20 protein-coding genes are annotated in these 24,441 nt (G+C 59.8%); 9 read left to right on the top strand and 11 right to left on the bottom strand.

Annotation, left to right across the window (positions count from 1 at the left end; genetic code table 11):
• The first annotated feature begins 89 nt into the window (after positions 1–89).
• Positions 90–728, top strand: coding sequence for a TetR/AcrR family transcriptional regulator (locus tag HCG46_RS09395; RefSeq protein WP_062489896.1), 639 nt, complete (start codon positions 90–92; stop codon positions 726–728).
• A gap of 267 nt (positions 729–995) precedes the next feature.
• On the opposite strand, the gene HCG46_RS09400 is transcribed toward HCG46_RS09395, so the two are convergent.
• From HCG46_RS09400 to HCG46_RS09435, 8 genes are all read right to left on the bottom strand, one after another.
• Complete coding sequence (locus HCG46_RS09400) at positions 996–1,901, bottom strand: 2-oxo acid dehydrogenase subunit E2 (RefSeq protein ID WP_168685921.1); 906 nt, start codon at positions 1,899–1,901, stop codon at positions 996–998.
• Between the two features lie 9 nt (positions 1,902–1,910).
• The gene (locus HCG46_RS09405) at positions 1,911–3,341 is read right to left on the bottom strand and encodes an NAD-dependent succinate-semialdehyde dehydrogenase (RefSeq protein ID WP_168685923.1); all 1,431 of its coding nucleotides are present in this window, start codon (positions 3,339–3,341) and stop codon (positions 1,911–1,913) included.
• 16 nt (positions 3,342–3,357) lie between these two features.
• Positions 3,358–4,701 carry a biotin/lipoyl-containing protein gene (locus HCG46_RS09410; protein ID WP_168685925.1) on the bottom strand — a complete coding sequence of 448 codons (1,344 nt, stop codon included), beginning with the start codon at positions 4,699–4,701 and terminating at the stop codon, positions 3,358–3,360.
• Positions 4,691–5,689: an alpha-ketoacid dehydrogenase subunit beta gene (locus tag HCG46_RS09415; RefSeq protein WP_168685927.1), complete on the bottom strand. Its 999-nt coding sequence runs from the start codon at positions 5,687–5,689 to the stop codon at positions 4,691–4,693. Before HCG46_RS09415 ends, HCG46_RS09410 begins: the two co-directional genes overlap by 11 nt.
• Positions 5,690–5,700: 11 nt before the next feature.
• A complete protein-coding gene (locus HCG46_RS09420; protein WP_168685929.1) occupies positions 5,701–6,696 on the bottom strand; it encodes a thiamine pyrophosphate-dependent dehydrogenase E1 component subunit alpha in 996 nt (331 codons plus the stop codon).
• 54 nt (positions 6,697–6,750) lie between these two features.
• Positions 6,751–8,049, bottom strand: coding sequence for a Xaa-Pro peptidase family protein (locus HCG46_RS09425; protein ID WP_006933717.1), 1,299 nt, complete (start codon positions 8,047–8,049; stop codon positions 6,751–6,753).
• A 66-nt stretch (positions 8,050–8,115) separates the two neighbouring features.
• Entirely contained in the window at positions 8,116–8,922 is an 807-nt protein-coding gene (locus tag HCG46_RS09430) for an SDR family oxidoreductase (RefSeq protein WP_077290581.1), read from the bottom strand.
• Positions 8,923–8,934: 12 nt separating this feature from the next.
• Positions 8,935–10,689: an extracellular solute-binding protein gene (locus tag HCG46_RS09435; protein ID WP_228148059.1), complete on the bottom strand. Its 1,755-nt coding sequence runs from the start codon at positions 10,687–10,689 to the stop codon at positions 8,935–8,937.
• Positions 10,690–10,989: 300 nt separating this feature from the next.
• Between HCG46_RS09435 and HCG46_RS09440 the strand changes: the two genes are divergently transcribed.
• The 8 genes from HCG46_RS09440 (at position 10,990) to HCG46_RS09475 (ending at position 18,901) form a co-directional block, all read left to right on the top strand.
• Positions 10,990–11,949, top strand: coding sequence for a sugar ABC transporter substrate-binding protein (locus HCG46_RS09440; protein ID WP_031269629.1), 960 nt, complete (start codon positions 10,990–10,992; stop codon positions 11,947–11,949).
• 80 nt (positions 11,950–12,029) lie between these two features.
• Entirely contained in the window at positions 12,030–12,827 is a 798-nt protein-coding gene (locus tag HCG46_RS09445; RefSeq protein WP_168685931.1) for an SDR family oxidoreductase, read from the top strand.
• Positions 12,828–12,856: 29 nt separating this feature from the next.
• Positions 12,857–13,888 carry an ABC transporter permease gene (locus HCG46_RS09450; RefSeq protein ID WP_228869438.1) on the top strand — a complete coding sequence of 344 codons (1,032 nt, stop codon included), beginning with the start codon at positions 12,857–12,859 and terminating at the stop codon, positions 13,886–13,888.
• 11 nt (positions 13,889–13,899) lie between these two features.
• Positions 13,900–14,901, top strand: a complete 1,002-nt coding sequence (locus HCG46_RS09455; RefSeq protein ID WP_023001717.1) for an ABC transporter permease — start codon at positions 13,900–13,902, stop codon at positions 14,899–14,901.
• The gene (locus tag HCG46_RS09460; protein WP_168685933.1) at positions 14,898–16,409 is read left to right on the top strand and encodes a sugar ABC transporter ATP-binding protein; all 1,512 of its coding nucleotides are present in this window, start codon (positions 14,898–14,900) and stop codon (positions 16,407–16,409) included. The genes HCG46_RS09455 and HCG46_RS09460 overlap by 4 nt, the downstream gene beginning before the upstream one ends.
• Positions 16,409–17,284, top strand: coding sequence for an NAD(P)-dependent oxidoreductase (locus tag HCG46_RS09465; protein ID WP_168685935.1), 876 nt, complete (start codon positions 16,409–16,411; stop codon positions 17,282–17,284). The genes HCG46_RS09460 and HCG46_RS09465 overlap by 1 nt, the downstream gene beginning before the upstream one ends.
• The gene (locus HCG46_RS09470) at positions 17,281–17,991 is read left to right on the top strand and encodes a ThuA domain-containing protein (protein ID WP_168685937.1); all 711 of its coding nucleotides are present in this window, start codon (positions 17,281–17,283) and stop codon (positions 17,989–17,991) included. Before HCG46_RS09465 ends, HCG46_RS09470 begins: the two co-directional genes overlap by 4 nt.
• Before the next feature lie 139 nt (positions 17,992–18,130).
• Positions 18,131–18,901 (top strand): sulfotransferase family 2 domain-containing protein, encoded by a 771-nt coding sequence (locus HCG46_RS09475; RefSeq protein WP_168685939.1) that lies wholly within the window; start codon positions 18,131–18,133, stop codon positions 18,899–18,901.
• A 109-nt stretch (positions 18,902–19,010) separates the two neighbouring features.
• Here the strand turns inward: HCG46_RS09475 and HCG46_RS09480 are convergent, their stop codons facing one another.
• The 3 genes from HCG46_RS09480 to HCG46_RS09490 all read right to left on the bottom strand — a co-directional run bounded on the left by HCG46_RS09480 (position 19,011) and on the right by HCG46_RS09490 (position 24,224).
• Positions 19,011–19,733: a FadR/GntR family transcriptional regulator gene (locus tag HCG46_RS09480; RefSeq protein ID WP_168685941.1), complete on the bottom strand. Its 723-nt coding sequence runs from the start codon at positions 19,731–19,733 to the stop codon at positions 19,011–19,013.
• 197 nt (positions 19,734–19,930) lie between these two features.
• Positions 19,931–20,845, bottom strand: a complete 915-nt coding sequence (locus HCG46_RS09485; protein WP_023001723.1) for a response regulator transcription factor — start codon at positions 20,843–20,845, stop codon at positions 19,931–19,933.
• Positions 20,835–24,224, bottom strand: a complete 3,390-nt coding sequence (locus tag HCG46_RS09490; RefSeq protein ID WP_168685943.1) for an ATP-binding protein — start codon at positions 24,222–24,224, stop codon at positions 20,835–20,837. Before HCG46_RS09490 ends, HCG46_RS09485 begins: the two co-directional genes overlap by 11 nt.
• Between the last annotated feature and the right edge of the window lie 217 nt (positions 24,225–24,441).

Below are 24,441 nucleotides of genomic sequence, written 5' to 3' on the forward strand. Positions count from 1 at the left end.
GCTCAACTTTATTGATCAGATGATCTATAAAAATCGGAAGATTGCAAGTAGATTATTGCGTGCCGTATGAGGGAGGCAGGAAAAGGAACATGAATGGAATGACCGATGTCGCCGAAACGGGGGACACTTCCAGCCGTCGCAGGCTGCCCCCTTCCGAACGCCGCCAGCAGATCGTTGAAGGTGCCGTCGCCTTCTTCGCCGAGGTCGGCCTTGACGGCAACACACGCGATCTCGCCAAGCGTATCGGCGTCACGCAATCGCTGCTTTTCAACTATTTCGCCACCAAGGACGACCTCATAGAGGCGGTCTACGAAAAGGTGTACCTCGGTCGACTTTCTCCCGACTGGCCGGAACGGCTGACCGACCGGGAAGTGCCGCTGCGTCGTCGCCTGCTCGATTTCTACACCGAATACAGCACACTCATCTTCCAGTACGAGTGGATGCGGATTTTCATGTTTTCCGGCCTTTATGGCGCAGAACTCAACCGCCGCTATCTCAAACATCTGGGTGACGTCATCCTGCTGCCGCTCCTCGGCGAGATCGAGCACGAGGCCAGTTCCGGCGTCTCACCGGTCATGGAAGATATCTGGAACCTGCACGGCGGCATCGTCTACATCGGCATCCGACAGCACATCTACCGAACCCCCTGCCCGGACGATCCGTCCGAGGCCATATCAAGAGCGATCGACCGTTTCCTGCTGTCGTTCGGAATCAGTCCCTGCCCTTGAGCTGGTGCTGAAGAGGTTGTCCGCTGTTCAAGCGGCTCATTCACCACCCCCGGAGAGGCACACGCGAGGCAAGGCTCCAATCCTGTTCCAAGCGCAGCTGGACAATCGGAAACGCGATTTCGGTAACTTCGTGGAGAACAGAGATAACGTTGTTCCGGCTATTCCCCAAGTTTTTCAAGGACCGCATAGCGTCCACAAGCTCCCAGGCAGCTACACACATTCCGGGAACCTCAATCTTGCAGTGAGGTAATTCCAGCGAACACCCCGTCAGATCAACATCCGCCGAGGCTCTTTCAAAAGACCCGCGTAATAGCTCAGGAAGCGCGCGGCGTCGGCGCCGTTGATGACCCTGTGGTCGTAGCTGAGATCGAGGGGCACCATCTGGACGGGTTGGAAAGCCTCCCCATCCCAGACGGGGGACGCTTCGGTGCGAGTGATGCCGAGTATGGCGACTTCGGGTGGGTTGACGATGGGTGTGAAGGCGGTGCCGCCGATCCCGCCGAGGTTGGTGATGGTCATGGACGCACCGCCCATTTCATCAGGGCGCACCTTGCGCTCTTGTGCTCTGGAGGCAAGGTCGGCGATTTCCGCTGCGATCTGCCAGAGGCCTTTCCGGTCAACGTCCCGGATCACGGGCACCATCAGGCCGTGGGCGGTGTCGACCGCGATGCCAAGGTGCACATAGTCCTTCAGGAACAGTGCCTTGCCGTCCGAGCTGAGAGAAGCGTTGAACTTCGGGAACTCCCGCAAGGCCTTCGACAAGGCTTTGGCATGGAAAGCCAGCGCCGTCAGCTTCACGCCGCGCTCGCCGGCTTCCGTCCGCAATTCCTTGCGCAGGGCTTCAATGGCGGTCATCTCCGCGCGGTCATGATGCGTGACAGCAGGAATGAGCCGCTGGGCCGCGGCCATGTTCTGTGCGGCAACCTGCGCGAACCTTGAAACCGGTTCTTCCGTTATGGAGCCGAAAAGCGCGTGGTCGACGTCCCAGTAACCGCGGTCTCCTGTTTCAGCGGGAGAAGCTGAGACCGAAGGCGACATCCCGGTATCGCCTTCACCTTCCACATCCTCGCGGGCGATGGACGTGCGTCCGATGTCGCGCGCGAGTTTCTCTATGTCTATGCCCTTCTGCCGGGCCAGCGCCCTGACCGAAGGCGGTGCGATCACGTCGGACATCTCCACCTCCTACCAGCTTGCCGAAATATACTGGGTTTCCATGAACTCCAGCATGCCTTCATGGCCGCCTTCACGGCCGAGGCCGGACTGCTTGGTACCGCCGAAGGGAGCCGCCGGATCGGAGACGAGGCCGCGGTTGAAGCCGACCATGCCATAGTCCAGCTTTTCGCAGACCTGCAGGCCGCGTTTCATGTCCTTCGTGAAGACATAGGCAACCAGACCGTATTCCGTGTCGTTGGCCCTGCGGATCACGTCGTCCTGATCGGTGAAGGTCTGGAGGGCGGCGACGGGCCCGAAGATTTCGTCGTGCACGCAGTCGGCCGTCTCGGGCACACCCGACAGAACCGTGGGCGGATAGAAAAAGCCCTTTCCGCCCGGCAGGTCGCCACCGACTTCGATCTTCGCCCCCTTCTCAACGGCATCACGAACGAAATCCGCAACCTTGTCGCGGGTTTCCGCATTGACCAGCGGGCCGACATCCACGTCCGGGTCAGATCCGTCACCGACCTTCAGTTTTTTCATGGCCTCGACAAGTCGGCGGGTAAAGTCGTCGGCAACGGCTTCGTGTACATAGATCCGGTTGGCCGCCGTGCAGGCTTCACCGAGGTTGCGCATCTTGGCCAGCATCGTGCCCTGCACCGCCTCATCAAGGTCGGCATCGTCAAAGACGATCAGCGGCGCGTTGCCGCCAAGTTCCATCGCCGGTTTGAGAACCTGATCGGCCGCTGAATGCAGCAGCTTGCGGCCAACCGCCGTGGAACCGGTGAAGGAGACGACGCGCACGCGCGGGTCGTGCAGCATGTGATCGACAAGCGCGCCGGTGCGCTTGGAAGGCAGCACATTGACAAGGCCAGCCGGAACGCCGGCTTCTTCCAGGAGGGGCATGAGCGCCAGCATGGTCAGCGGCGTTTCGGAGGCCGGTTTGATGATCACCCCGCAGCCAGCGGCCAGAGCCGGAGCGATCTTGCGGGTGCCCATCGCCGCAGGATAGTTCCAGGGCGTGACAAGAACCGCAAGGCCGGCAGGCTTGTGCTGCACGATGATGCGCGCGCCAGAGGCAGGCGCATGGGTGATGAGGCCGTCGGCGCGTACGGCTTCTTCGGCAAACCAGCGGAAGAATTCGGCGGCATAGGTCGCCTCGCCCATGGCATCGCTGCGCGCCTTGCCGTTTTCCAGCGTGATCATGCGGGCAAAGTCTTCCAGCCGCGCCGTCATCAATTCCCACGCCTTGCGCAACACTTCCGAACGTTCGCGCGGCGTTTTGGCGGCCCATTTTGCCATCGCGGCTTCCGCTGCATTCAGCGCGGCATCCGCGTCCTTGATGTCTGCGGAGGCAACGGAGGCAAGCACCTCTTCGGTTGCCGGGTTCAGAACGTCGAACCTTTCGCCGCTCGCTCCCGCGCACCAGGCGCCGTTAATGTAAAGATCGGTATGGTCCATAATGGTCCCCATCGGTTCAAAGCAGGTGGCGGAGCGGTTGCTCCATCCGACCCGCGAAATTGGAAAGCAGGTCAATCGCCTGAGGCGTGGTCACTCGGTCACCGGTCCATTCCAGCACCAGAGCGAGATCCTCCCCCTGGCGCAGGATGCTGATGACAGGGCATTTGCCTGCATCAAGCTGAAGCGCCGAGATGCGGCTTGCTCTCAGGTCGCGCACCAGCAGATCCACTTCTTGATCGTCGTCCGCCGGTTTGACCTGACCAAGCCAGAGCGAAGCAGCGGAGTAGGCTTGCGACTGCCACATATTCTCAACGCGGACTTTGGCGGGAAAGTTCCCGAAACTGGCAGCCGCAAACCCGGCTAGCAGAGCTGCCTGATCGGCTTGCCCGCCGTTTTCCTTCGCCCAGGCCACGAAGTCTGCAAATCCTGTACCCGATACCTCTGCCCTGAGTTCGAAGCGCTGCGCCGTGGCACTTGCCGCCGGCGTTTCCGCGTGCAGGGTCTTGAGGGTCTCCAGATCCTTGACGTGAAACGGCTGGGGGTGGCCGGCATCGGCCAGACGCTGCAGTTCCAGCCCTTGTTCCTGCGCAAGCCGCCGTGCCTTGGGGGACGCAAGAACTCTTCCGGCCACCCCGGGCGCTGTCTTGGCCGTCATCCGTTTTTCAGGAGAAGGTGCAGGCGTGTTAACAGGTTCCGTCTTTTCCTGCCGCTCCGGCGCTGTTTCACCGGCTGCGGAGATTGGTGCTCCAGCCGCCTTGCGCGACACTGCCTTGTCCGGTTTTTGCGCCGAAATCACCGCGATCGCCTGGCCGACAGGCACTTCCTCTCCCGCTTCCGCCAGAAGCGCGGCCACGAAACCGTCGCGGCCGGCATTCACCTCAACCGTGCTCTTGTCCGTTTCCACTTCGAAGAGAATGTCGTCAGCCGCAACGGCTTCTCCGGGCTGTTTGCACCAGGCAACCAGGAGACCCGTGTCCTGAGCCATGCCGAGTGTCGGCATGATCACCTGATGTCCGTCTGGAAGCTCATCCTCCCCGGCCTCCATGCCGCCCGGTGCGGGTTCTGCCGTATCGGCGGCCTTCTCCGGTGAAGTCGCATTGCCTGCTTCTCCGGCCCCTTCCGGGGTTTCAGAGATCATCGCGATCACCTGTCCAACCGGAACATCGCTGCCTGCTTCCACGGAGACGTCGGTCAGATAGCCTTCCTTCTGCGCCTCCACTTCCATGGCGGCCTTGTCGGTTTCCACCTCGAAAAGCACATCGCCAGCGGCGACCGCCTCTCCCGGTTTCTTGTGCCAGGCCAGCAATTGGCCGCTGTCCTGGGCCATGCCGAGCGCGGGCATGATCACCTCATGCGGCATGGACCAGCTCCCCGCGGCAGATCTTGCGCGCGTTTTCGGCAACTCCTGCGGCATTCGGCACGGTGATGTCTTCAAGGGCGGGCGAAAACGGAACCGGCACGTCCATGGCGCCCATGCGGATGACCGGCGCGTCGAGGTGGTAGAAAGCTTTCTCGCTGATGCGTGCGGCAATTTCCGCCGTCACGCCGTAGCTCTGGTGGCCTTCGTCGATGACGATGGCGCGCGACGTCTTGCGGACGGACTTCAGGATCGTTTCCTCATCCAGCGGCACGATCGTGCGTGGGTCGATGATCTCCGCGCTGATGCCCTCGTGCGACAACGTTTCCGCTGCTTCCTCGGCCACCTGCACCATGGAGGAGGTCGCCACCAGCGTGACGTCCCGACCCTCGCGCTTGATGTGCGCCTGACCGAAGGGGATCAGGTATTCTTCCTCCGGCACCGGGGCCTTGTCGTTGTACATCAGCTTGTCTTCGAAGATGACCACCGGATTGTTGTCCCGGATTGCCGTCTTCATCAGGCCCTTGGCCTCGTAAGCCGAAGACGGCATGGCGACCTTGAGCCCCGGAATGTGGGCGACAAGCGCTTGCAGCGACTGGCTGTGCTGGGCGGCCGAGCGGCGGGTTGCCCCCATGTTGGTCCGCAGGACCAGCGGCACGTTCAGCTTGCCGCCGGACATATAGTGGGTCTTGGCGGCCTGATTGCAGAGCTGATCCATGACAAGATAGAGAAAGTCGCCGAACATCAGGTCGACGATCGGCCTCAGTCCGGTCATCGCCGCACCAACGGCAATGCCCATAAAGCCGGGTTCGGATATCGGCGTGTCGATGATCCTGTCCGTTCCGAACTCCTCCACCAGGCCGGACAGCACCTTGAACGGCGTTCCGGCCTCGGCAACGTCTTCGCCCAGGAGAATGATCGACGGATCCCGGCGCATTTCTTCCGCGATGGCCTCGTTGACGGCCCTGGACAGGGTGATTTCACGTGTCATGGCGTCTCTCCTCAGGCGGCCGTGTCGGCGTAGACATGCATGTCCACTTCCCGCACATCCGGATATTTCGCGTCGAGCGCATATTTGACGGCAGCTTCGGCATCGGCGGCGATTTCATTGTCGATGGCCACCAGTTCGTCGGCGGTCATGATCTTCTGGTCGATCAACCACTTGCCGAAGTTGGTGATCGGGTCGCGCACAGACTTCCACTCCGTCTCTTCATCCTTGGTGCGGTAGTAGTCGCGGTTGATGTCGCCGACGTGGTGGCCGTGATAGCGATAGGTGTCGAGTTCGATGAAGAACGGGCCTTCGCCCTTTCGGCAGCGGGCGGCGAGCTCTCCCGCCAGCTTGTTCACGGCCAGTACATCCTGGCCATCGACCTTGAAGCTCTCGATGCCGAAAGCTTCCGCTCGGGCAGTCAGCGAACCGGCCGCGATTTCCTCGGTCCTGGTGTATTCGCTGTAGCCGTTGTTCTCGCAGGCATAGATGACAGGGAGCTTCCAGAGCGCGGCCATGTTCATGACCTCGTACCAGAGCCCCTGTGCCGTCGCGCCATCTCCAAAGAAACACACGGTGACGTGCCCGGTGCCCAGACGCTTGGCGGTGAGTGCCGATCCGGTGGCAATACCCATGGAACCGCCGACAATGGCGTTGGCACCCAGATTGCCATTGGCCTGGTCGGCGATATGCATCGACCCGCCCTTGCCCCGGCAATAGCCCTCTTCCTTGCCCAGAAGCTCGCAGAACATTTCCTTGAAATGCGCCCCCTTGGCGACACAGTGACCGTGCCCCCTGTGCGTCGACGTGATCTTGTCTTCGGGCGTCAGCGCTTCGCAGATGCCGACGGCCACGGCTTCCTGACCGGAATACATGTGGGTCAGGCCCGGCATCTTCGCCGACAGGTAAAGCTGGTTGGCGTTGTCCTCGAAGGCACGGATGCGCACCATCTGCGTGTACATGCGCAGATACTCTTCCGTGTTGTGTTTCTTTTTCTTCGCAGCGCTCATCTTGTTGTCCCTTGACTGGGCCCGGCCGCCGCGCGGCCGGGCACGATGGGCAGGTCAGTACCGGTTGGCGATCGGAAGTTCTTCGGCCGGGAACAGGCTGATGACCTCGACGCCCGTGTCCGTCACCACGACTTCCTCCTCGATCCGGGCAGCGGAATAGCCATCGGCGGCCGGGCAGTAGGTTTCCAGCGCGAACACCATGCCCGTCTTGATTTCCATCGGATGGTCGAGCGAGACCGCACGCGAGATGATCGGCCGTTCGTGCAGGGCCAGACCCAGGCCGTGGCCGAATTGCAGACCGAAGGCTGTCTCCTCGTTGGGGAAGCCGAACTCCTCCGCCTTGGGCCAGACTTCCGCCACCTTGTCGGTGGAGACGCCAGGTTTGATCATGGCGATGGAGGCATCGATCCATTCGCGCGCCTTGACGTAGGCATCACGTTGCGCCGGGGTTGCCCGGCCGATGTTAAAGGTGCGGTAGTAGCAGGTCCGATAGCCCTGGTAGGACTGCAGGATGTCGAAGAACGCCTGATCGCCCGGACGGAAATAGCGGTCGGTGAAATTGTGCGGATGCGGATTGCAGCGCTCGCCGGAAATGGCGTTGATCGCCTCGACATCATCCGATCCCATTTCGTAGAGCATCTTGTTGGACAGGGCGACAATGTCGTTCTCGCGCACGCCCGGCTTCAGTTCCTCGTAGATCATGTGATAGACGCCATCGACCATGGAAGCCGCCTGCGTCAGAAGCTGGATCTCGTCCCAGTTCTTGATCTCGCGCGCCGCCAGCATGATCTGCTGTCCGTCGACCACGTTAAGTCCCTCTGCCTGAAGCGCATGGAACATGGCGGTTTCGGCATAGTCGACACCGACCGGCATGTCCGCCATGCCGGCGTCCCGGATCAGTCCGGCAATTTCGCGGGCATATTTGCGCATCAGGCCGAATTCCGGCGGAATGGTGCCGCGCATGCCGACCACACCTGCCCGGCAATGATCCGGCACCAGCCAATCGGAGAACTTCTTGTGGTGAACGGCCGCAGAGCCGAAGTCCCACACGTAAGGGGCATCATCGCCCGTCAGCAGGCAGAAGCGGCACATCTTGTCCCGCTCCCATTCGCCGATCTTGGTGGCCGAGACGTAGCGGATGTTGTTGACGTCAAACAGCAGCAGCGTACCGGCGGGAGAGGCCTTCAGCGCCTCCCGTGTTCTGGCAAGGCGATACCGGCGCAGCCGATCATGGTCGATACGGCGTTCGAAATCGACGGATGTGTGCCCCCAGGCAGGCAAACGCCCCTCCCAGCGCCAATGCGGTTCGAGATCCTGCGGCGTCAGGAGGTTGGGTAACAGTGCGCGAGACATGGCTCTCTCCTTCGGATGCACCTGCGCACATCCGTCATGTGAAAAAGAATATTGTTTTTCAGAGTGTTACTGGATGCACCAGCCGCCATCGATGTGGATCATCTGGCCGGTCATATAATCGCTGTCGGGGCTGGCGAGAAACGACGCGGTGCCCTTGATGTCATCCGGATAGGACACACGCTTGATCACCAGTTCGTTGTTGGCGATGTCTTCGTAAGCCTGTCCGGCCCGTTCCTTGAACCCGATTTCGACAAGGTCCTTGTCGAGCTGTTCCCAAAGCGGTGTCACCACCACGCCGGGGGCATAGCCGTTGACGGTTATGTTGTGCTCGCCGAGCGCAACGGCCCCGCAATGGGTCAGAGCCAGGCAGCCGTATTTGGACGTGCAATAGACGGTCACATCCACCAACGGCTTGCGCGAGGCGATGGAGCCGACATTGATCAGCTTGTAGGGAAAATCCTGTGGCCCTTGCGCAATCATCTGCCGGGCGGTTTCCTGCATGCCCAGCCACATCGCCTTGGTGTTGACGCCCATGATGAGATCCCAGTTGTCCTCATCGATATCCATGAAGAAACGGGGCTTGTTGAGGCCGGCGTTGAAGAGGCCCACATTGATGCTGCCGAAGGCTTCGACAGTTGCCGCCACCGCCGCGGCGTTGTCCTCGCGGCGGGTCACGTCCATCTTGACCGCAACCGCCTTGCCGTTACCGGCCGCATTGATCCGCTCCGCGACGGCCTGGGCTTCGTCGAGGTCCAGATCACCAAGACAGATGTTGGCGCCCTGAGCTGCAAAATGCTCGGCGTTGGTTGCGCCCATGCCGCGTGCGGCACCGGTAATCAGAACGTTTTTTCCCTTGAGCCGATTGGGGTCCATGAATTCCTCCCATTAAAGTTTTCCAGCCTCCCGCAGAAGTCGGTCGGCACGATCTTGAGCCATCTGCAACGCGGCTTTTGGCGTCTTCACGCCACGCAACATGTCGTGGCATTCCTCCCCGCAGATGCGGATGATGTCGTTGATTTCCGGGATCGGCGGTCGTGGCCAGAACTGCAGTTCGTCCCGCCAGGACATGGCGTCCACCGCTTCAAAGATCGGAGACAGGCGCCGGACTTCCGGGTCCGCGCCAACCGAATAACGCGGATTGGTGCGGCTGCCGTGTTCGACGTAGAGCTTTTGCGCCTCAGGCGACGTGAAGACGATCAGCGCTTCGGCTGCCGCCTCCAGCCGTTCCGGCGCGATATTCGCCGGAATGCCGAGCAGATAGCCGCCGACCGGGGCGATATTCTGCGCATTCGGTCCGGAAGGATGCGGCAGAAAACCAACCTTGCCGTGAGCCGCACAGGCCGGATTCTGTTCGAAGTATGGAGCGAGCAAAGTGTAGCCGTAGGCCATCGCCACACGTCCGCTGGCGAACGGACGGACGCGCTCGTACCAGGACATCGACAGGATATCTGGCGGCGAATATTGCAACAGCGCCATCAGGTATTCGGCAGCATCGAGTGCACGTTCGGAATAGATGACAGGCCGGTAGCCGCCGTCTGCCAGTCGTGAGGCGTCGTAACCACCAGCCTGTTTGGGCAAATCCAGAATAGGCTGACCGAAGTCCGCACAGGTCATCATGAATGTATGGCCAAGCGCCGTTCCGCGTGCCGCGTTCCAGGCAATTCCGTATCTGCCCTGAACCGGGTCGTTGAGCCGGGCGGCGGCCTTGAGCAGCGCGTCCGTCGTGAGGGGCGGTTCAAGCCCTGCTTCCGCCAGCAGATCCTTCCGGTAAAACAGCAGTTCCGGCGTGGTCTGCGAAGGCACACCGTATGGCTTGCCTCCCCAGTGAGCTGCCTGCCAGCCGGCGGTGTGAAAATCGCTCGGCTGAAGCCGCTCGACATCCAGCACTTCGTCCAGCGGCAGGAGATACCCGTTCTCGGCAAACTCGCCCAGCCACGGCAGGTCCAGGGCAATCAGGTCATAGCGGCTTGTCGCCCTGTGGGCGTTCTTGACCGCTTCTTCGTGAAGCCGGTCGATGGAAAAGGCCCGCTGCTGAATGGAGCACCCGACCACCTGCTCGAACTGGCGCTTCAGACCATGCATCACCATGAAGGTGGGATCGCCATGGACCAGGACGCGAAGATCGCCGGACAGTTTCAAGGGTTCAAGCAGGACCTGGGGCGGCTGGATTGTCTGGGCTTCCAGATAGGACCCGCCGAAATAATAGTCCTGTGTGCCGGAGCGCAGATCGGCAGACCCGAACGATTGTGCCGCCATCCTGCGGACCCGGCTGCTGAACTGGGTCCATGCCTCCAGCATGTCGGCGCTCGGATGGAGGGAGTAGCTTCTGCCGGAAGACGTCCTCGGCCTTTGCTCGATCAGGCCGTTGTCGATCATCTCGCGCATGCGGCGGCTGGCTGTCGCGTAGGGAACGCCCGACGCGCCAATGAGCGAGGTCGGGGTCACCGCCTTCGCTTCCAGATGCCTTTTCACCAGATAGGTCGACATTTTGACATAGGGGTTCGGAGCAGATATCTCCAACAGACCATCCATCTCTTCTTCAAAGTTCTCCAGAAAGCTGAGAACCTGGAGGATTTCCGTCTTGGCCTGTTGCGTCAGATAAGTCTTTTCGCGAACCAACTCTCCCTCTTGCTGGTTCATCGCTCGGCTCCAGTTTTCCGGACGGGATGAACCACTGCTGCGTTTCCTCGTTTTGGATATTTTTTGGATCGACATTGAATGTCCTCCTAAGCGTGAGCGACGTGGCCGATTAGAAAAACGGCCAAAAAATCCATTTTGGATATAAGAACATCCATTTTGGATATTTTCGAGGGGGCGTCGTTCTGCCGAGGCGTGCAGGCTTTTGAGTGACGCTCACGGTGGGCGCATATCCGTGTCAGGAGGAGGCACGGTTCAGAATTCAGACCATTCGAAATGGTCTCTCAGGGAGGAAATGAAACGATGAACACTTTCCGTTCGCTGCTTGTCGCCACGACGGCCGTCGCAGGCCTGACCTTGTCTGGTGCAGCCGGTGCAGAAACGATGAAGATCGGCATCACGCAGAACAACGTCGGCGTCGACAGCTACCAGACCACTTATGAAAAAGCCTTCATCGCGGCAGCCGACGCCAATGCGGATGTCGAGACCGTCGTTCTGGACGCCGGCGGCGACGTCGCCCGGCAGATCGCCCAGATGGAAGACCTGATCCAGCAGGAAGTGGACGCGATCATCATCTGGCCGACGAACGGTGAAGCCGTCATCCCGGCCGTCCGCAAGGCCTTCAAGGCCGACATTCCGGTGATTGTGACCAACTCGAACATCGCCGAACAGGGCTTCGAGTTCGTGAAGTCCTTCTCCGGTCCGGACAACATCACCCAGGGTTCCCGTTCCGCCGAGATCATGTGCGACAAGTTCAAGGCCATGGGCATCGAGAACGAAGCCCAGATCGTTCAGATTTCCGGCCAGCCGGGCTACACGACTGCAATCGAGCGCGCCAAGGGCTTCGAAGACCGCCTGCCGGAAGTCTGCCCGAATGTGACCCTGGTGGAGACCCAGCCGGGCGACTGGAACCGCGAAAAGTCCCAAAAGGTCATGGAAGCGTTCCTGGTCAAGTATGACGACATCGACGGCGTCTACGCCGGAGACGACAATATGGGTGTCGGCGCGCTGAATGCCGCCAAGGCCGCTGGACGTGAGGGCATCATCTTCGTCGGCGCGACCAATTTCTCCGTCGGTTACGAGGCGATGGAGCGCGGCGAATACTGGGGTTCGATCTACCAGTCGCCCGTTGACGATGCCGAAGCTGCCCTGCAGACGGCAATCGATATCCTGTCCGGCAAGGATGTTCCGTTCCTGAATTACTTCGACACACCGAAGATCACCCAGGACAACATGGCCGAATTCGACAAGCCTGTCTTCTGAGCCTGAAGGTCAAGCCCGACTGGGGCGCGAGCCAAGCCTTGCGCCCCATTTTTTCCCAATACATTGACCGGGAGGAAACCATGGGCCGAGTGTCCGGGCGTTCCTGTATCGTCACCGGCGCTGCCCGAGGGATCGGACGTGCCATTGGCGAAGCCCTTATCAACGAGGGAGCGGATGTCTGCTTTGCGGACATCAACGGCGAACAGGCAAGTGCCGTCGCCGAAGCCAACCGCAACCGTGCTGCCGAAACCGGCGCCGGGGTGACATGGGCCCAGGTCGATGTGACCGATCGTGACCAGGTTCGTGCCATGATCGCAAAAACCGTCGCGGCTTTCGGCAAGCTGGACGTCAAGTTCAACAATGCCGGCGTCAACAAGCCCATGAACTTTCTCGATGTCACGGAGGACAACTGGAACTTCATCATGGGAGTGAACGGCCTTGGGTGCCTGATCGGCATGCAGGAAGCCGCCCGCCAGATGATTGGCCAGGGCACCGGCGGCAAGATCATCAACACCGCGTCGGTCGCCAGTCGACAGGGGTTCGACAATGTCGCGCCCTATTGCGCCTCGAAATGGGCCGTGGTCTCGCTGACGCAATCCGGCGCAAGAGACCTTGCCAGACACAACATCACCGTCACAGGCTTCGCACCGGGTGTCGTGGCTACCGAAATGTGGGAACAGGTGGACCGGGATCTTCTGGATATCGGCGCTGCCGAACGGCCCGGACAGGCGATGGAGGAATTCTCCTCCGAGATCCTGCGCGGCCGGGTGGCGACACCGTCCGACATCACGGGAACGACCACGTTCCTGGCGTCACCAGAAAGCGATTACATGACCGGTCAGGTGGTGATGATCGATGGTGGCATGACGCTCGTTTGAAACTTTACAACAGGATGAGGGAGGGTCTGTTGTCCGACATATCAAGCAAGGCTGCCAGCCGTCCCGGCAGTTCCAAGGAAAAATCCATGAAGCCCTTCAGTCTGTCGGGTGTTGGGGGATTTCTGGCGAAACAGGGCATTCTGATCGCCTTCGCCGTCTTCATGATCGGCTTCACGATCGCCAACCAGCGCTTTCTCGACCCAGACAACATCATGGGCGTTGTCCGCTCCTCTGCAATCCTGGGCGTGATGGCCCTCGGCGTCACCTTTGTCGTCATCAGCGGCAATCTCGACCTGTCCGTCGGGTCGATGATGTCGTTTGCCACCATCGTCGTCCTCGATCTGCACGACAAGCTGGGGCCTTTGCTCGCCATCCCGTCCATGTACGCCATGGTACTGTGCCTGGGCGCCTTCATTGGCTTCCTCGTCGGATATCTGAAGCTGAATTCCCTGATCGTGACCCTTGGCATGTTGTCCGCGATCCACGGACTGACCCTCACCTATTCCGGCGGCAAGAACATGGATATTGCCGACAAGGAAGGCACCTGGTTCAGCGTGTTCGGCCAGTCGACCGTCCTCGGCATTCCGGTACCGATCCTGTTGTTTGCCCTTGTCGCCTCTGTTCTGGGGATCGTCCTTGCCAAGACACCGTTCGGTCGCAAGGTCTACGCGGTTGGAGGCAACGGCACCGCGGCAACCTTCTCGGGCATTCGCAGAGCCCGTGTCGTCTTTACCTGCTACCTCATGTCCGCTTTCTGCGTCGGTACTGCCGGTCTCATCCAGGCCAGCCGGTCACTGGGAAGCCAGAACACGGTTGGTCAGGGGCTTGAGCTTGAAGTTCTGGCTGCAGTCATCCTCGGCGGAGCATCGCTGATGGGCGGCTCCGGAACGATCTTCAAGACCGTTATCGGTGTCCTGATCCTCGGCTTTATCCAGAACGGCCTCTTGCTCGTCGGACTGCAGTTCTATGTCCAGTATGTGGTGACCTGGATCATCATCATTCTTGCCGTGTGGCTGGATATTGCCGCCAAACGCGGCAAGCTCTGGTCGCCGATCGCGTGAGGGAGGGATTGATGGAACCGGGAACCTTGAGCACTTTTCTGAAACGCGGCGCGATCTGGGGCTTCATTCTCGTCGAGCTGGTCTTCTTCTCGGTCGCGGGCGAATTCCTGTCGCTCAGTGACAAGGCCTTCATGGACGTGGACAACATGCTGCTTTTGTTCAAGCAGTCAGCCCCCATCGGGATCATCGCCATCGGCATGACGATCATCATGATCAACGGCAATATCGACCTCAGCGTCGGAGCGACCTTTGCCCTGAGCGCCGTCGTCCTGCTCGACAGCATGACCTGGCCGGTTTTCGCCGGCCTCGGCGACGGCGTCATTCCCATTGCCTGGGGACTGGCGTTGCTGACAGGGATCGTTCTGGGCGCTCTGAACGGGCTGATCGTCTGGAAGACCGGTGTCGATGCCTTCATCGTCACGCTCGGTTCCATGCTCGGCTATCGCGGTCTTGTGTTCATGTACAATGGCGAACAGCCCACATCTCATCTCAACTGGACGCTGGTTGATTTCGCCGAAGCCCATTTCCTGGGACTGCACACCGCCACCTGGTTCCTGATCGTCGTGACCGCCGTGATCTGGTTCGTGATGAACCGCACGATCCACGGGCGCAACGCCTATGCCATCGGCGACAACCGGTCTGCGGCCATCAATGCGGGTATCCGCGTCGGGCCACACATGATGATCAACTTCATGATCATCGGCTTTCTCGCCTCCCTGTCTGCCGTGGTGTTCTATTCGGAATCCGGCTCGGTCAATCCCAACGACGGCGAACTCTATGAGCTGTGGGTCATCACCGCCGTGGTTCTGGGTGGCACCAAACTTACCGGAGGTGCGGGGTCCGTGCTTTCGACGCTCGGCGGCGTTCTGGCCATCCAGCTTCTGCGAAAAGGCCTGGGACACATCGGCGCCGACACGGAAACAGTCAATCTGGTAATCGGCCTGATCCTGATTGCCGTCCTGTTCCTCGACCGCCAATTGAACCTGAAAGGCAAACAGGAGCTGAGAATATGACTGGCACCACCCCAGCCTTGCGCCTGGAAGGCATCGTCAAGACATTCCCCGGCGTGCGCGCGCTCGACGGTGTGTCCTTTTCCGTCCTGCCCGGTGAAGTGCATGCCCTGATGGGCGAAAACGGCGCCGGAAAGTCGACCCTCATGAAAGTGCTTGGCGGCATCTATCAACCTGATGAAGGCAAGATCATCGTCAGCGAACAACCGGTTGTCATGACGTCGCCGCTACAGGCGAAAAGCAAAGGCATCGTCTTCATCCATCAGGAACTGAGCCTCGCCGAGGAACTGACGGTTGCCGAAAACATCTATCTCGGCGAACTGCCGCGAAAGAGCTTCGGCCGGGTCGACTGGCAAAAGCTGCATGAACAGACCAACCGCATTCTGGAGATGCTCAAAGTCGGCTTCGACGCCCGCACGCGTGTCGGCGATCTCTCCATCGCCAACCAGCAGATGGTGGAAATCGCGCGTGCCCTGACAGTGGAAGCCAAGGCGGTCATCTTTGATGAGCCAACCGCCTCGCTGACCGATGCGGAAAAGGTGGTTCTGTTCGATGTCATCGACAACCTGAAAGCCGAAGGCGTCGGCATCATCTACATCTCGCACCGGATGGAAGAGATCTTCAGGATCACCAACCGCATCAGCGTGCTGCGGGACGGACAGTATCGCGGCACACTGAACACCGCCGAAACCAGCGAGGACGAGATCACGCAGTTGATGATCGGCCGCAAGCTCGACCTGTCACGCAACGCAGTCCATCACGAACTGGGTGAAGTGGCGCTGGAGGTGCGAGGGCTCTCCTGTGGTTCGCTTTTCCGTGACATCAGCTTCGAAGTGCGCAAGGGCGAGGTTGTCGGCTTTTATGGCCTGGTCGGGGCCGGCCGCACGGAAATCGCCGAAACGCTGTTCGGTCTCAGAGAACCCAGCAGCGGCGCTATTTTCCTGAACGGGGAAGAAACTGCCATTCACTCGCCGGCCGATGCCATTGCCAAGGGTATCTCGCTGGTGCCTGAGGACCGCAAGACGCAGGGCCTCGTTCTGGGCATGAACTGCCGAGACAACATGACCCTGCCTCAAGTAGACGACTTGAAAGCCGGCCCATTCGTCGCCGAAGGCGCGGAGATCGCGATTTTCGACCAGTACCGGGACCGGCTCGACATTCGCACGCCCGGCTGGAAGCAGCTTGCCGGCAACCTTTCCGGCGGTAACCAGCAGAAGATCGTGATCGGCAAGTGGCTTTCGATGCACCCGAGCGTTCTGATCGTCGATGAACCGACACGCGGCATCGATGTCGGCAGCAAGTCCGAGATCCACAACCTCATCCGCGACCTGGCCAGCCAGGGCTATGCGGTCATCGTCATCAGTTCGGAAATGCCGGAGGTCCTGCATGTAAGTGACCGGATCGTCGCCATATACAGCGGCGAGATCATCCGGACTTTCACCTCCGAGGAAGTCACCGAAGACAATCTCATCCAGGCCATTTCCGGCATTCGGCCGGACAAAGCCGCCTGATGCGGGTCGGATTTGCGGGGCTTGGCCGGATGGGCGTGCGCATGGCTGCCAATCTGGCTGCTGCCGGTCTGAATGTGAGCGTCTGGAACCGGACAGCTGGACCTGCACAGGCCTTCGCCTCCGCCCACAACGCCTTTTCGGCAGCCAACCCAAAAGACCTGGCTGAGCGGTCGGATGTGGTGATCACCATGCTCGCCGACGATGCTGCTGCTGAGGCAGTCTATCTCGGGCCGGATGGCTTGCTCGAGGCGTCAGGGGGCAGTCGGGTTCTGGCCGAAATGGGTACCATTTCCGTACCCATGGCAGAACGTCTGGTGCTATCGGCACGGAAGAAAGGCCGACGCTTCGTCGATGCGCCGGTTTCCGGTGCCACACAAGCGGCGGCGGATGCCAAGCTGCTCATCATGGCAGGAGCAGAAGCAACTGATGTGCCTGATCTGGCCCGCCTCTTCGAGGTTCTTGGCCGGAAAACCGTCTGGCTTGGCAAATCCGGCGCAGGCGCTGCCATGAAACTCGGCGTCAACATGCTCATTCATGGCCTCAACCAGACATTGGCAGAAGCCCTTACCCTGACCACGGCAGCCGGCATCCCAAAAGAACAAGCCTATGAGGTCGTTGAAAATTCGGCGGCTGCCGCTCCGGTTCTCGCCTATCGCAAGGGGCTTTATCTGGATGAGACTGCGCACGACGTCAGCTTCACGGTCGCACTTGCCCGCAAGGATGTCGGGCTGGCGCTGGAACTTGCATCCACGTGCGGTGTGGTCATACCGCAGGCGGAACTCAATCATGCGGTTCTGAAGGCCGCCGGATCAGCCGGATATGACGACCGCGACATGGCTTCCATTCTTTCTTTCGTGAACAAGGGTCTGAAATGAAGGCAGTTCTCTTTGTCGGTGGCTGGGAAGGCCACACACCAACCCATTTCAGCGACTGGTATGAGGCCTTGCTTCGCGACAATGGTTTCAGCGTTACCGTCTACGATACGATGGAACCGCTGGAACGCCCGGAGGACCTTGCCGATGTCGACCTTATCACGCCTATCTGGTCTTCGGCCCGGTCGGGTCACCAGCAGGAATTCGGCAACATGACCAAGCCGCAGGAGGACGGGCTGCTGAAGCTCGTCGCCAACGGTTGCGGCATTGCCGGGTGGCACGGACATATGGGAGATGCCTTCCGCGACCGGCCGACCTACCACTTCCTGATTGGAGGCCAATTCGTCGCCCATCCTCCCGGTTGGCCGGACAACCTGCAGCCCAGGGAGGACTACATCGACTACGACGTGACGATTTGCAAACCGGACGATCCGATCGTCAAGGGCATCAGGAGTTTCCGCCTCAGGTCCGAGCAATACTACATGCTGGTCGATCCCTCCAACGACGTGCTGGCCACCACGACCTTCTCAGGCGACCATCTGTGGTGGATCGAGGGCACCGTCATTCCCGTTGTCTGGAAACGGCGCTGGGACAAGGGCCGAGTGTTCTACTGCTCCATCGGACACGAACTGGATGACCTGAAGATTCCCCAGGTGACGGAAATTATCCGTCGCGGTGCACTCTGGGCAGCAGAAGGCAAATCCGCTTAGTGCCCCGCAAAGAACGCACCCTTCAAGAACCATCAGCTTTGCAATAGGATATTCAAACTTTCACGATCGTCTGGCGCACCTGTGACTGCGCTGATCTGCGCGAATGCGGTTAATACACTGCAGGAACAGGGAGACGTTTTTGAAGTTTGATAGAAAGATCTTCTTCTGCCATATCCCGAAAACAGCCGGCACGTCGTTGCGCCTATCTCTGGAACAGGCTGTCGGAGACGCAGCCGTTGTTCCCTCTCAGGCGCAGATTTCCCATCATGGTGGCCGCTATCCGCCGCTTCACGAGGCCCTGCAGGAGCTTCAGGAGAAACCGGACTATCGCCTGTTTCGGGGACACTACGGCTTCTGGGTCCGGAAATATCTTCCAAAAGATACGCTGACGATCGTAATTCTGCGTGATCCGTTAGAGCGTGTCCTTTCCCACATTCGACATTTTCTTGCAGATGGACGAATTACAGAGGCAGATGCGTTCGAAAGCCTTGATCAGGGAAGATTACCAATTCCCGACAATTCAATATGCAGATATCTCGGTGGAACGCCAATAAAAGCAGTAGGACAAGAGCTGTCAGACCGCTTCCTTGCCTCCAGATTTGATCCGATCGACGATCACGACAGCCTTTTCAAACGTGCTGTTTCGACAGGTCGCTCGGTGGATATCATGGGATTTACCGATGAAATGCCTGATCTCTATGAGAAGATCTCGCAAGAAACCGACCTGCCCCTGACAATGCGGCAGGACAATCCAAGCCGCTATCCTGCGCTTTCGCTTTCAGACCGTCAGCTCGACACCGTCAGGAGACACAATCAACTCGACCTGCAGCTCTATGAGACGATGCGAGCAGAGCGCAATTCCAACAAGTTGACACGGCTCCTAAAAAGAACAGGACTGTACCGAACCTGATCCGCTGCTACGCCCCTGTCAGCCGGAGCCCCCACTTGAGACCGTCGGCTTGCGGGAGTGGAAATCAACCGCACGAACAATCCAGTTGCAGGCAAATAGGCCGGAGGCGCTAAACTCTGGTGCCCAGCTTGACCTGAACGTTGAGACGGGACGCAGCGCCCTGAACATGAGCCGCCATGGCTTCCCGGGCGCCTGTCCTGTCACCTGCCTCAATGGCCTCAAGAACCCTGCAATGCTCACCCAAAGTGATCTCCACCAGATCGTCCTTGGCGTAGATGTCGGATGTCACCCGCGTGGTTTCCTTCAGCCTGGAGGAGATGTAGCAGATGATGCCGAAGAGATAGGAATTGCCGGCGGCCTTGCCGATTGCGCGGTGAAACACGGCGTCGGCTTCCAGCCGCTGTTCGTCGAACCGCTTGTGCCCTTCCAGAATGGCGACTGCCGCCCGCATCTCCCTGAGATCTGCCCCTGTCCGACGCATCGCGGCAAGTCCCGCAGCTTCGATTTCCAGGAGGCCACGCAACTCGAACAGGTCCGCAAGGTTGCCGGACTTGTCGAGTGAGCGGATATCGACCCGGAAGGTTTCGCGCTCCGAAACAGGTTTGACGATGGCCCCGCGCCCCTGGCGCGATTCAATGACGCCATCAGACCGCAGCCTGGCAATGGCTTCGCGCACCACATTGCGGCTGACGCCAAAGGTTCCCGCGAGTGCATGTTCGGTCGGCAACGTATCGCCGGGGTTCAGTTCACCATCCTGAATTTTCGCCATGATGTCTGCTGCGATGCGGTCCGGTAACAGCGATGACCGACGCACTTCCCGAAACTCAGCCATGCCGGGCTCCTCTTCGCATTGCCGGAGGTTATTCGTGTTCTTCAACGGCTTAATGCATCCATAGGCCAAGCTCGAGTGCTTGTCGAGCCGGTCGCCACCTCGAGGTCAGATGGCCGAAACCCGCCATTCTCACGGATCGAACGCGATTACGGAAGCAGATTGCAGATCGAGCCGAGGGACCCGTTTCCCACGAAGCCCTAAAGCGCGTAGATCACCTCTGCTGCGCGAACGGCAGCGGAGGCCCTGTTCTCAACACCAAGTTTGACGAAAATCTGTTCCAGATGCTTGTTCACGGTGCGTGGCGACAGACCCAGAATTTCGCCGATATCCTTGTTGGACTTACCCTTGGCGATCCAGATCAGGACTTCCGCTTCGCGCTGTGTCAGTTCAAAGCTGCCCTGAAGCGCCTGGACCTGCCCGGCTTCGTCTTCTGCAGTGACACGGAACAGGTTTTCATCAGGGCCGACACGGCCAAGCGGGTGAAGTTGCACTGCCAGGTTTTCAGATAAGCCGAGCATGAAACTCTTGCGACGCTCGCCCGAGGAATTCGGCCCGTCCAGCCAGTCCCCCAGTGCACGGCCCAGCCGGAAAAGACTGGTTTCGGCAGCCCCTGTCTTTGCCAGCAGGTTGTGGATCTGCGGTGTCGACCACAGCACTGTCCCCTCCTGCGACACGGCCACCAGATGGCGCCCGGCTGCATCCAGCGCCACATGCGCGCTTTGAACCGACCGGGCATTCTTCAGATGCACCTTGATCCGTGCCTTCAGTTCGTCGACGTCAATCGGCTTGGTGAGGAAATCGACCCCACCGGATTCCAGCGCCTTTACCACATGTTCCGTTTCGGACAGCCCGGTCATGAAAATCACCGGTACGTGCTGGAGCGCCGGATTTTCCTTGATCTGCCGGCAAGTCTCAAAACCGTCGAGCCCGGGCATGACCGCATCCATCAGGATCGTATCCGGTGTCACCTTGTTGCAGATGTTGAGAGCGGTTTCGCCGCTGGTCGCCACCAGAACGGCTACGCCGGTCTTTTTCAGGGCTTCGGTGACGAAGCCGAGCGTTTCCGGGCTGTCGTCGACCACAAGGACCGTATCGCGACGATCATCCGTCATGTGTTTCCAATTCACTCAAGACGTTTTTGTAGGCATCGAAATCAAACCGGGCAAGATGGACATTCAATGCGTCGATCAGGGGCAGATTTTCCGGCGTTTTCGCCAGTTCGTTCAGTTTGGCCTCGATGCCTTCCACATAACCGATCTCCGCAAGCGAGATGAGATCGGCGACGTGATCGGCACCGGGTGATTTCAAGGGATCCTTTCGGGCAGGTTCCTGGTTTCGCTCGACCGGCAGTTCGGTCCAGACAACACCCATGTGTTTTTGCAGCAGGTCGTAAAGCTGGCCGATGCCGAAGGGCTTTGCAAGGGTTGCCGAATGGTGAGCCGGACCGTCCGGCCGCAAAGCCTTGTCACCGATGTTGGCCGACAGCATGATGATCGGCGCGCTGACGCCTCTGTCCCTCAGGTCCTCGGCCAGTTCCCAACCGTTCATTCCCGGCATCAGGATATCGATCAGGTAGAGATCCGGCCGCAGCGGCTCGACCGTCTCCAGGCAGGCCCTGCCCGTATCCGCCTCGATGACGGCAAATCCGATCGGTTTCAGGATATCGCAGACAAGCGCACGGTGATCCGGATTGTCATCGATCACGGCAACCGTCTTCCGCTCGCCTTCGTAGCCTCGCACCTGTCTTTCCAGGCGGATGGTATCGACAGGCCGGTCGACAGCCGCCAGCATCAGCCGCACTTCAAAGGAAGCGCCCTTCCCCGGTTCGCTGGACAGCGCGATGGCTCCGCCCATGGTTTCCGTCAGAAGCTTGGTGATGGTCAGCCCGAGCCCCAACCCCGGTGTCTTCGCCCCGTCGGCGGTCTTGCTGCGGCCGAATGGTTCGAAAATCTTGACCTGTTCGTCAAGCGCGATGCCCGGCCCGCTGTCCGAAACGACAAAGCTGGCCACCTGTGACCGGTAACTGACCGAAAACGAAACAATGCCCTCGGAGGTGAACTTGATCGCATTCGACAGAAGGTTCACCAGGATCTGCCGCAGGCGCTTTTCATCGGTTCGGACAAACACCGGCAGGTTGGGTGCGCGCGCATAGTTGAAGCCAAGCCCCTTGGCAGCCGCCTGCATGCGGAACATGTCGACGATCTGATCCAGAAACTCGTGAATGTTGATCTCGTTCGAATAGATCTGCAGCCTTCCCGCCTCGATCCGCGAAATATCCAGGAGGCCGTCGATCAGCCCTGACAGATGCTCGGCACTGCGCCGGATTGTGCTGATCGCAGGCCTGCGGGCTGTCGGCACGCTGTCGTCCCGCTCCAGCACCTGGGCATAGCCCATGACCGCGTTCAAGGGTGTTCTGAGTTCGTGACTGAGGCCGACAACGTAGCGGCTCTTGGCAAGGTTGGCGGCCTCGGCATCTTCCTTGGCCTTCTGCAGAGCAGCGTCGGTAACACCGTGAGCGTCGATTTCCTTCTGAAGCAGCGCGTTCTGGCGCATGGATTCCTCTTCGGCGACCCGCCGGGTGTCATGAGCAAGCACCAAGAACCAGCAGGCAATACCGACGACGATGGCAAAAACAAAGAAAATCAACAGCACCGTCTGGCCGATGATGCCGGTCGGATCTCCCAGACGGTTTTCCGCCTGGGCATAAATGATCCAAAGCACCAGGCCGATTGCAGCATTCGACAGAACAGAGATGAACGCATAGCGCCCCAGCCGGGACTGCAGGAACGCCATCGCGTTTTCCGGCAGAATGCGGCCCGCGACGGTGCCGACCTGATAGGACAAACGTGCCTTAGGCTTGCAGCTGTCGTGGCAGCGGGCATCGAGTGAGCAGCACAGCGAACAGATCGGCGACTGATAGGCCGGACAATAGGCCATGTCTTCCGGTTCGAACGGGTTTTCGCAGATCGAACAGGCGATGTGCTCCTTCGTCTGCCAGCTCTGGCGCGGCTTGCGAGCCAGGTAGAACCGCCCCCTGGTCGCATAAGCGATCAGGGGCGCGGCGACAAAGGCGATGGCCATAGCCAGAAAGGTGGCCAGTGCCTCGGCCGTCTTGCCGAACTCGCCGAAGTGCGCGGCCAATGCGAGACCGGCGGCCAGAAGCATTGCGCCGGTACCAACCGGATTGATGTCATAAAGATGCGCGCGTTTGAATTCGATTCCCGGAGGCGACAGCCCGAGCGGCTTGTTGATGAAGAGGTCAGCCGAAATGGCGGAAAGCCAGGCCATCGCAATGATGGAAAAGACGCCAAGAGTTTCTTCCAGCAACCGATAGATGCCGAGTTCCATCAACAACAGAGCGATGCCGACATTGAAGACGAGCCAGACAACCCGGCCGGGATGGGAGTGTGTGAGGCGCGAGAAGAAATTCGACCAGGCAAGCGACCCGGCGTAGGCATTCATGACGTTGATCTTGAGCTGCGCCACCACCACGAATGCCGCCATCAGCAAGAGGACGACGGTTTCGTTCGGGATCATGTAGCCGAAAGCGACCGCATACATGCGCGAGGGTTCGTCGGCATGATCAACCGGAACACCGTGCGACAAAACGAGGACTGCCAGGAAAGAGCCTGCAATCATCTTGGGGGCACCGAGAACAACCCAGCCGGGCCCGGCCAGAAACAATGCAAGCCGGTGCCGGCGGCGGGCATAATCCTGCGCCGGAAGAAACCGCAGAAAGTCCACCTGTTCACCGATCTGTGCCATCAGCGCCAGAATGACTGCGGAGGCTGCGCCGAAGCTGACCAGGTTGATGCTGTCCCAGCCGCCAACTGTCGTACGCGGCGCCTGTGTGACCGGGTCGATGCCGGAGAACGTCAACCATTCGCCGACGGCCTGCCAGTCGGTGAAGGCAATGAAGACGAACGGCAGGATGTTCAGGATGATCCAGAAGGGTTGCGTTGCGAGCTGAAAGCGGCTGATCCAGGTAATGCCGTGGGTCACCAGCGGAATGACCGCAACCGCGCTGATGACATACCCCAGCCAGAGCGGCACACCGAAAGCGAATTCCAGCGCGCTCGACATGATGGAGGCTTCAATCGCAAAAAGAATGAAGGTGAAGCTGGCATAGATCAGCGAAGTGACCGTCGAACCGATGTAGCCAAACCCTGCACCACGCGTGAGCAGGTCTATGTCGACGCCGTAGCGCATGGCATAGCGGCTGATCGGCAGACCGACGACCAACAGCACCAGGCTGCCGACCAGTATGGCGAGAAACGCGTTGGCTGTTCCGTGGGACAGGGTTATCGCACCACCGATCGCCTCCAGAGCCAGAAAGGAGATGGCCCCGATCGCCGTCTGGGAAATCGCCCGGGAGGAAAAGCGGCGTGCGCTCTTGGCGGTGAACCTGAGCGCATAGTCTTCCAGGGTCTGGTTGTTGACCCATTTGTTGTACTGGCGCCGAACAGGCAGAATGCGTTGGCGCGCCCTCACGCGCTCGCCTCCACACCGGCACCAAATGCCCAATAACTGGACATATGACTATTTATTCGGCAAATGCCGTTCTTCATCGCCCGCTTTCCGCCCCGTTTTTTATTCAGCTCCTCTCTTCAGCACATTTCATGCCGTCTTTGCTTCTGGAACGCCGTGGCAGGCTTTCAAGCCGGTTACGTCAATTGACGTATGTTGCGGTGCAGTGGTGCCAGTGCAC

Origin of the sequence: Labrenzia sp. PO1 (assembly GCF_012273635.1) — a bacterium.
Lineage (GTDB): Bacteria > Pseudomonadota > Alphaproteobacteria > Rhizobiales > Stappiaceae > Roseibium > Roseibium algicola.

Bases quoted from the DNA above. Each gene is read 5' to 3' on its own strand.
- HCG46_RS09460 (WP_168685933.1), top strand. From the start codon at position 14,898: ATGACTGGCACCACCCCAGCCTTGCGCCTGGAAGGCATCGTCAAGACA.
- HCG46_RS09485 (WP_023001723.1), bottom strand. From the start codon at position 20,845: ATGACGGATGATCGTCGCGATACGGTCCTTGTGGTCGACGACAGCCCG.
- HCG46_RS09440 (WP_031269629.1), top strand. From the start codon at position 10,990: ATGAACACTTTCCGTTCGCTGCTTGTCGCCACGACGGCCGTCGCAGGC.
- HCG46_RS09425 (WP_006933717.1), bottom strand. From the start codon at position 8,049: ATGTCTCGCGCACTGTTACCCAACCTCCTGACGCCGCAGGATCTCGAA.
- HCG46_RS09400 (WP_168685921.1), bottom strand. From the start codon at position 1,901: ATGTCCGACGTGATCGCACCGCCTTCGGTCAGGGCGCTGGCCCGGCAG.
- HCG46_RS09470 (WP_168685937.1), top strand. From the start codon at position 17,281: ATGAAGGCAGTTCTCTTTGTCGGTGGCTGGGAAGGCCACACACCAACC.
- HCG46_RS09480 (WP_168685941.1), bottom strand. From the start codon at position 19,733: ATGGCTGAGTTTCGGGAAGTGCGTCGGTCATCGCTGTTACCGGACCGC.
- HCG46_RS09395 (WP_062489896.1), top strand. From the start codon at position 90: ATGAATGGAATGACCGATGTCGCCGAAACGGGGGACACTTCCAGCCGT.
- HCG46_RS09465 (WP_168685935.1), top strand. From the start codon at position 16,409: ATGCGGGTCGGATTTGCGGGGCTTGGCCGGATGGGCGTGCGCATGGCT.
- HCG46_RS09420 (WP_168685929.1), bottom strand. From the start codon at position 6,696: ATGAGCGCTGCGAAGAAAAAGAAACACAACACGGAAGAGTATCTGCGC.
- HCG46_RS09455 (WP_023001717.1), top strand. From the start codon at position 13,900: ATGGAACCGGGAACCTTGAGCACTTTTCTGAAACGCGGCGCGATCTGG.
- HCG46_RS09430 (WP_077290581.1), bottom strand. From the start codon at position 8,922: ATGGACCCCAATCGGCTCAAGGGAAAAAACGTTCTGATTACCGGTGCC.
- HCG46_RS09405 (WP_168685923.1), bottom strand. From the start codon at position 3,341: ATGGACCATACCGATCTTTACATTAACGGCGCCTGGTGCGCGGGAGCG.
- HCG46_RS09415 (WP_168685927.1), bottom strand. From the start codon at position 5,689: ATGACACGTGAAATCACCCTGTCCAGGGCCGTCAACGAGGCCATCGCG.
- HCG46_RS09410 (WP_168685925.1), bottom strand. From the start codon at position 4,701: ATGCCGCATGAGGTGATCATGCCCGCGCTCGGCATGGCCCAGGACAGC.
- HCG46_RS09435 (WP_228148059.1), bottom strand. From the start codon at position 10,689: ATGAACCAGCAAGAGGGAGAGTTGGTTCGCGAAAAGACTTATCTGACG.
- HCG46_RS09445 (WP_168685931.1), top strand. From the start codon at position 12,030: ATGGGCCGAGTGTCCGGGCGTTCCTGTATCGTCACCGGCGCTGCCCGA.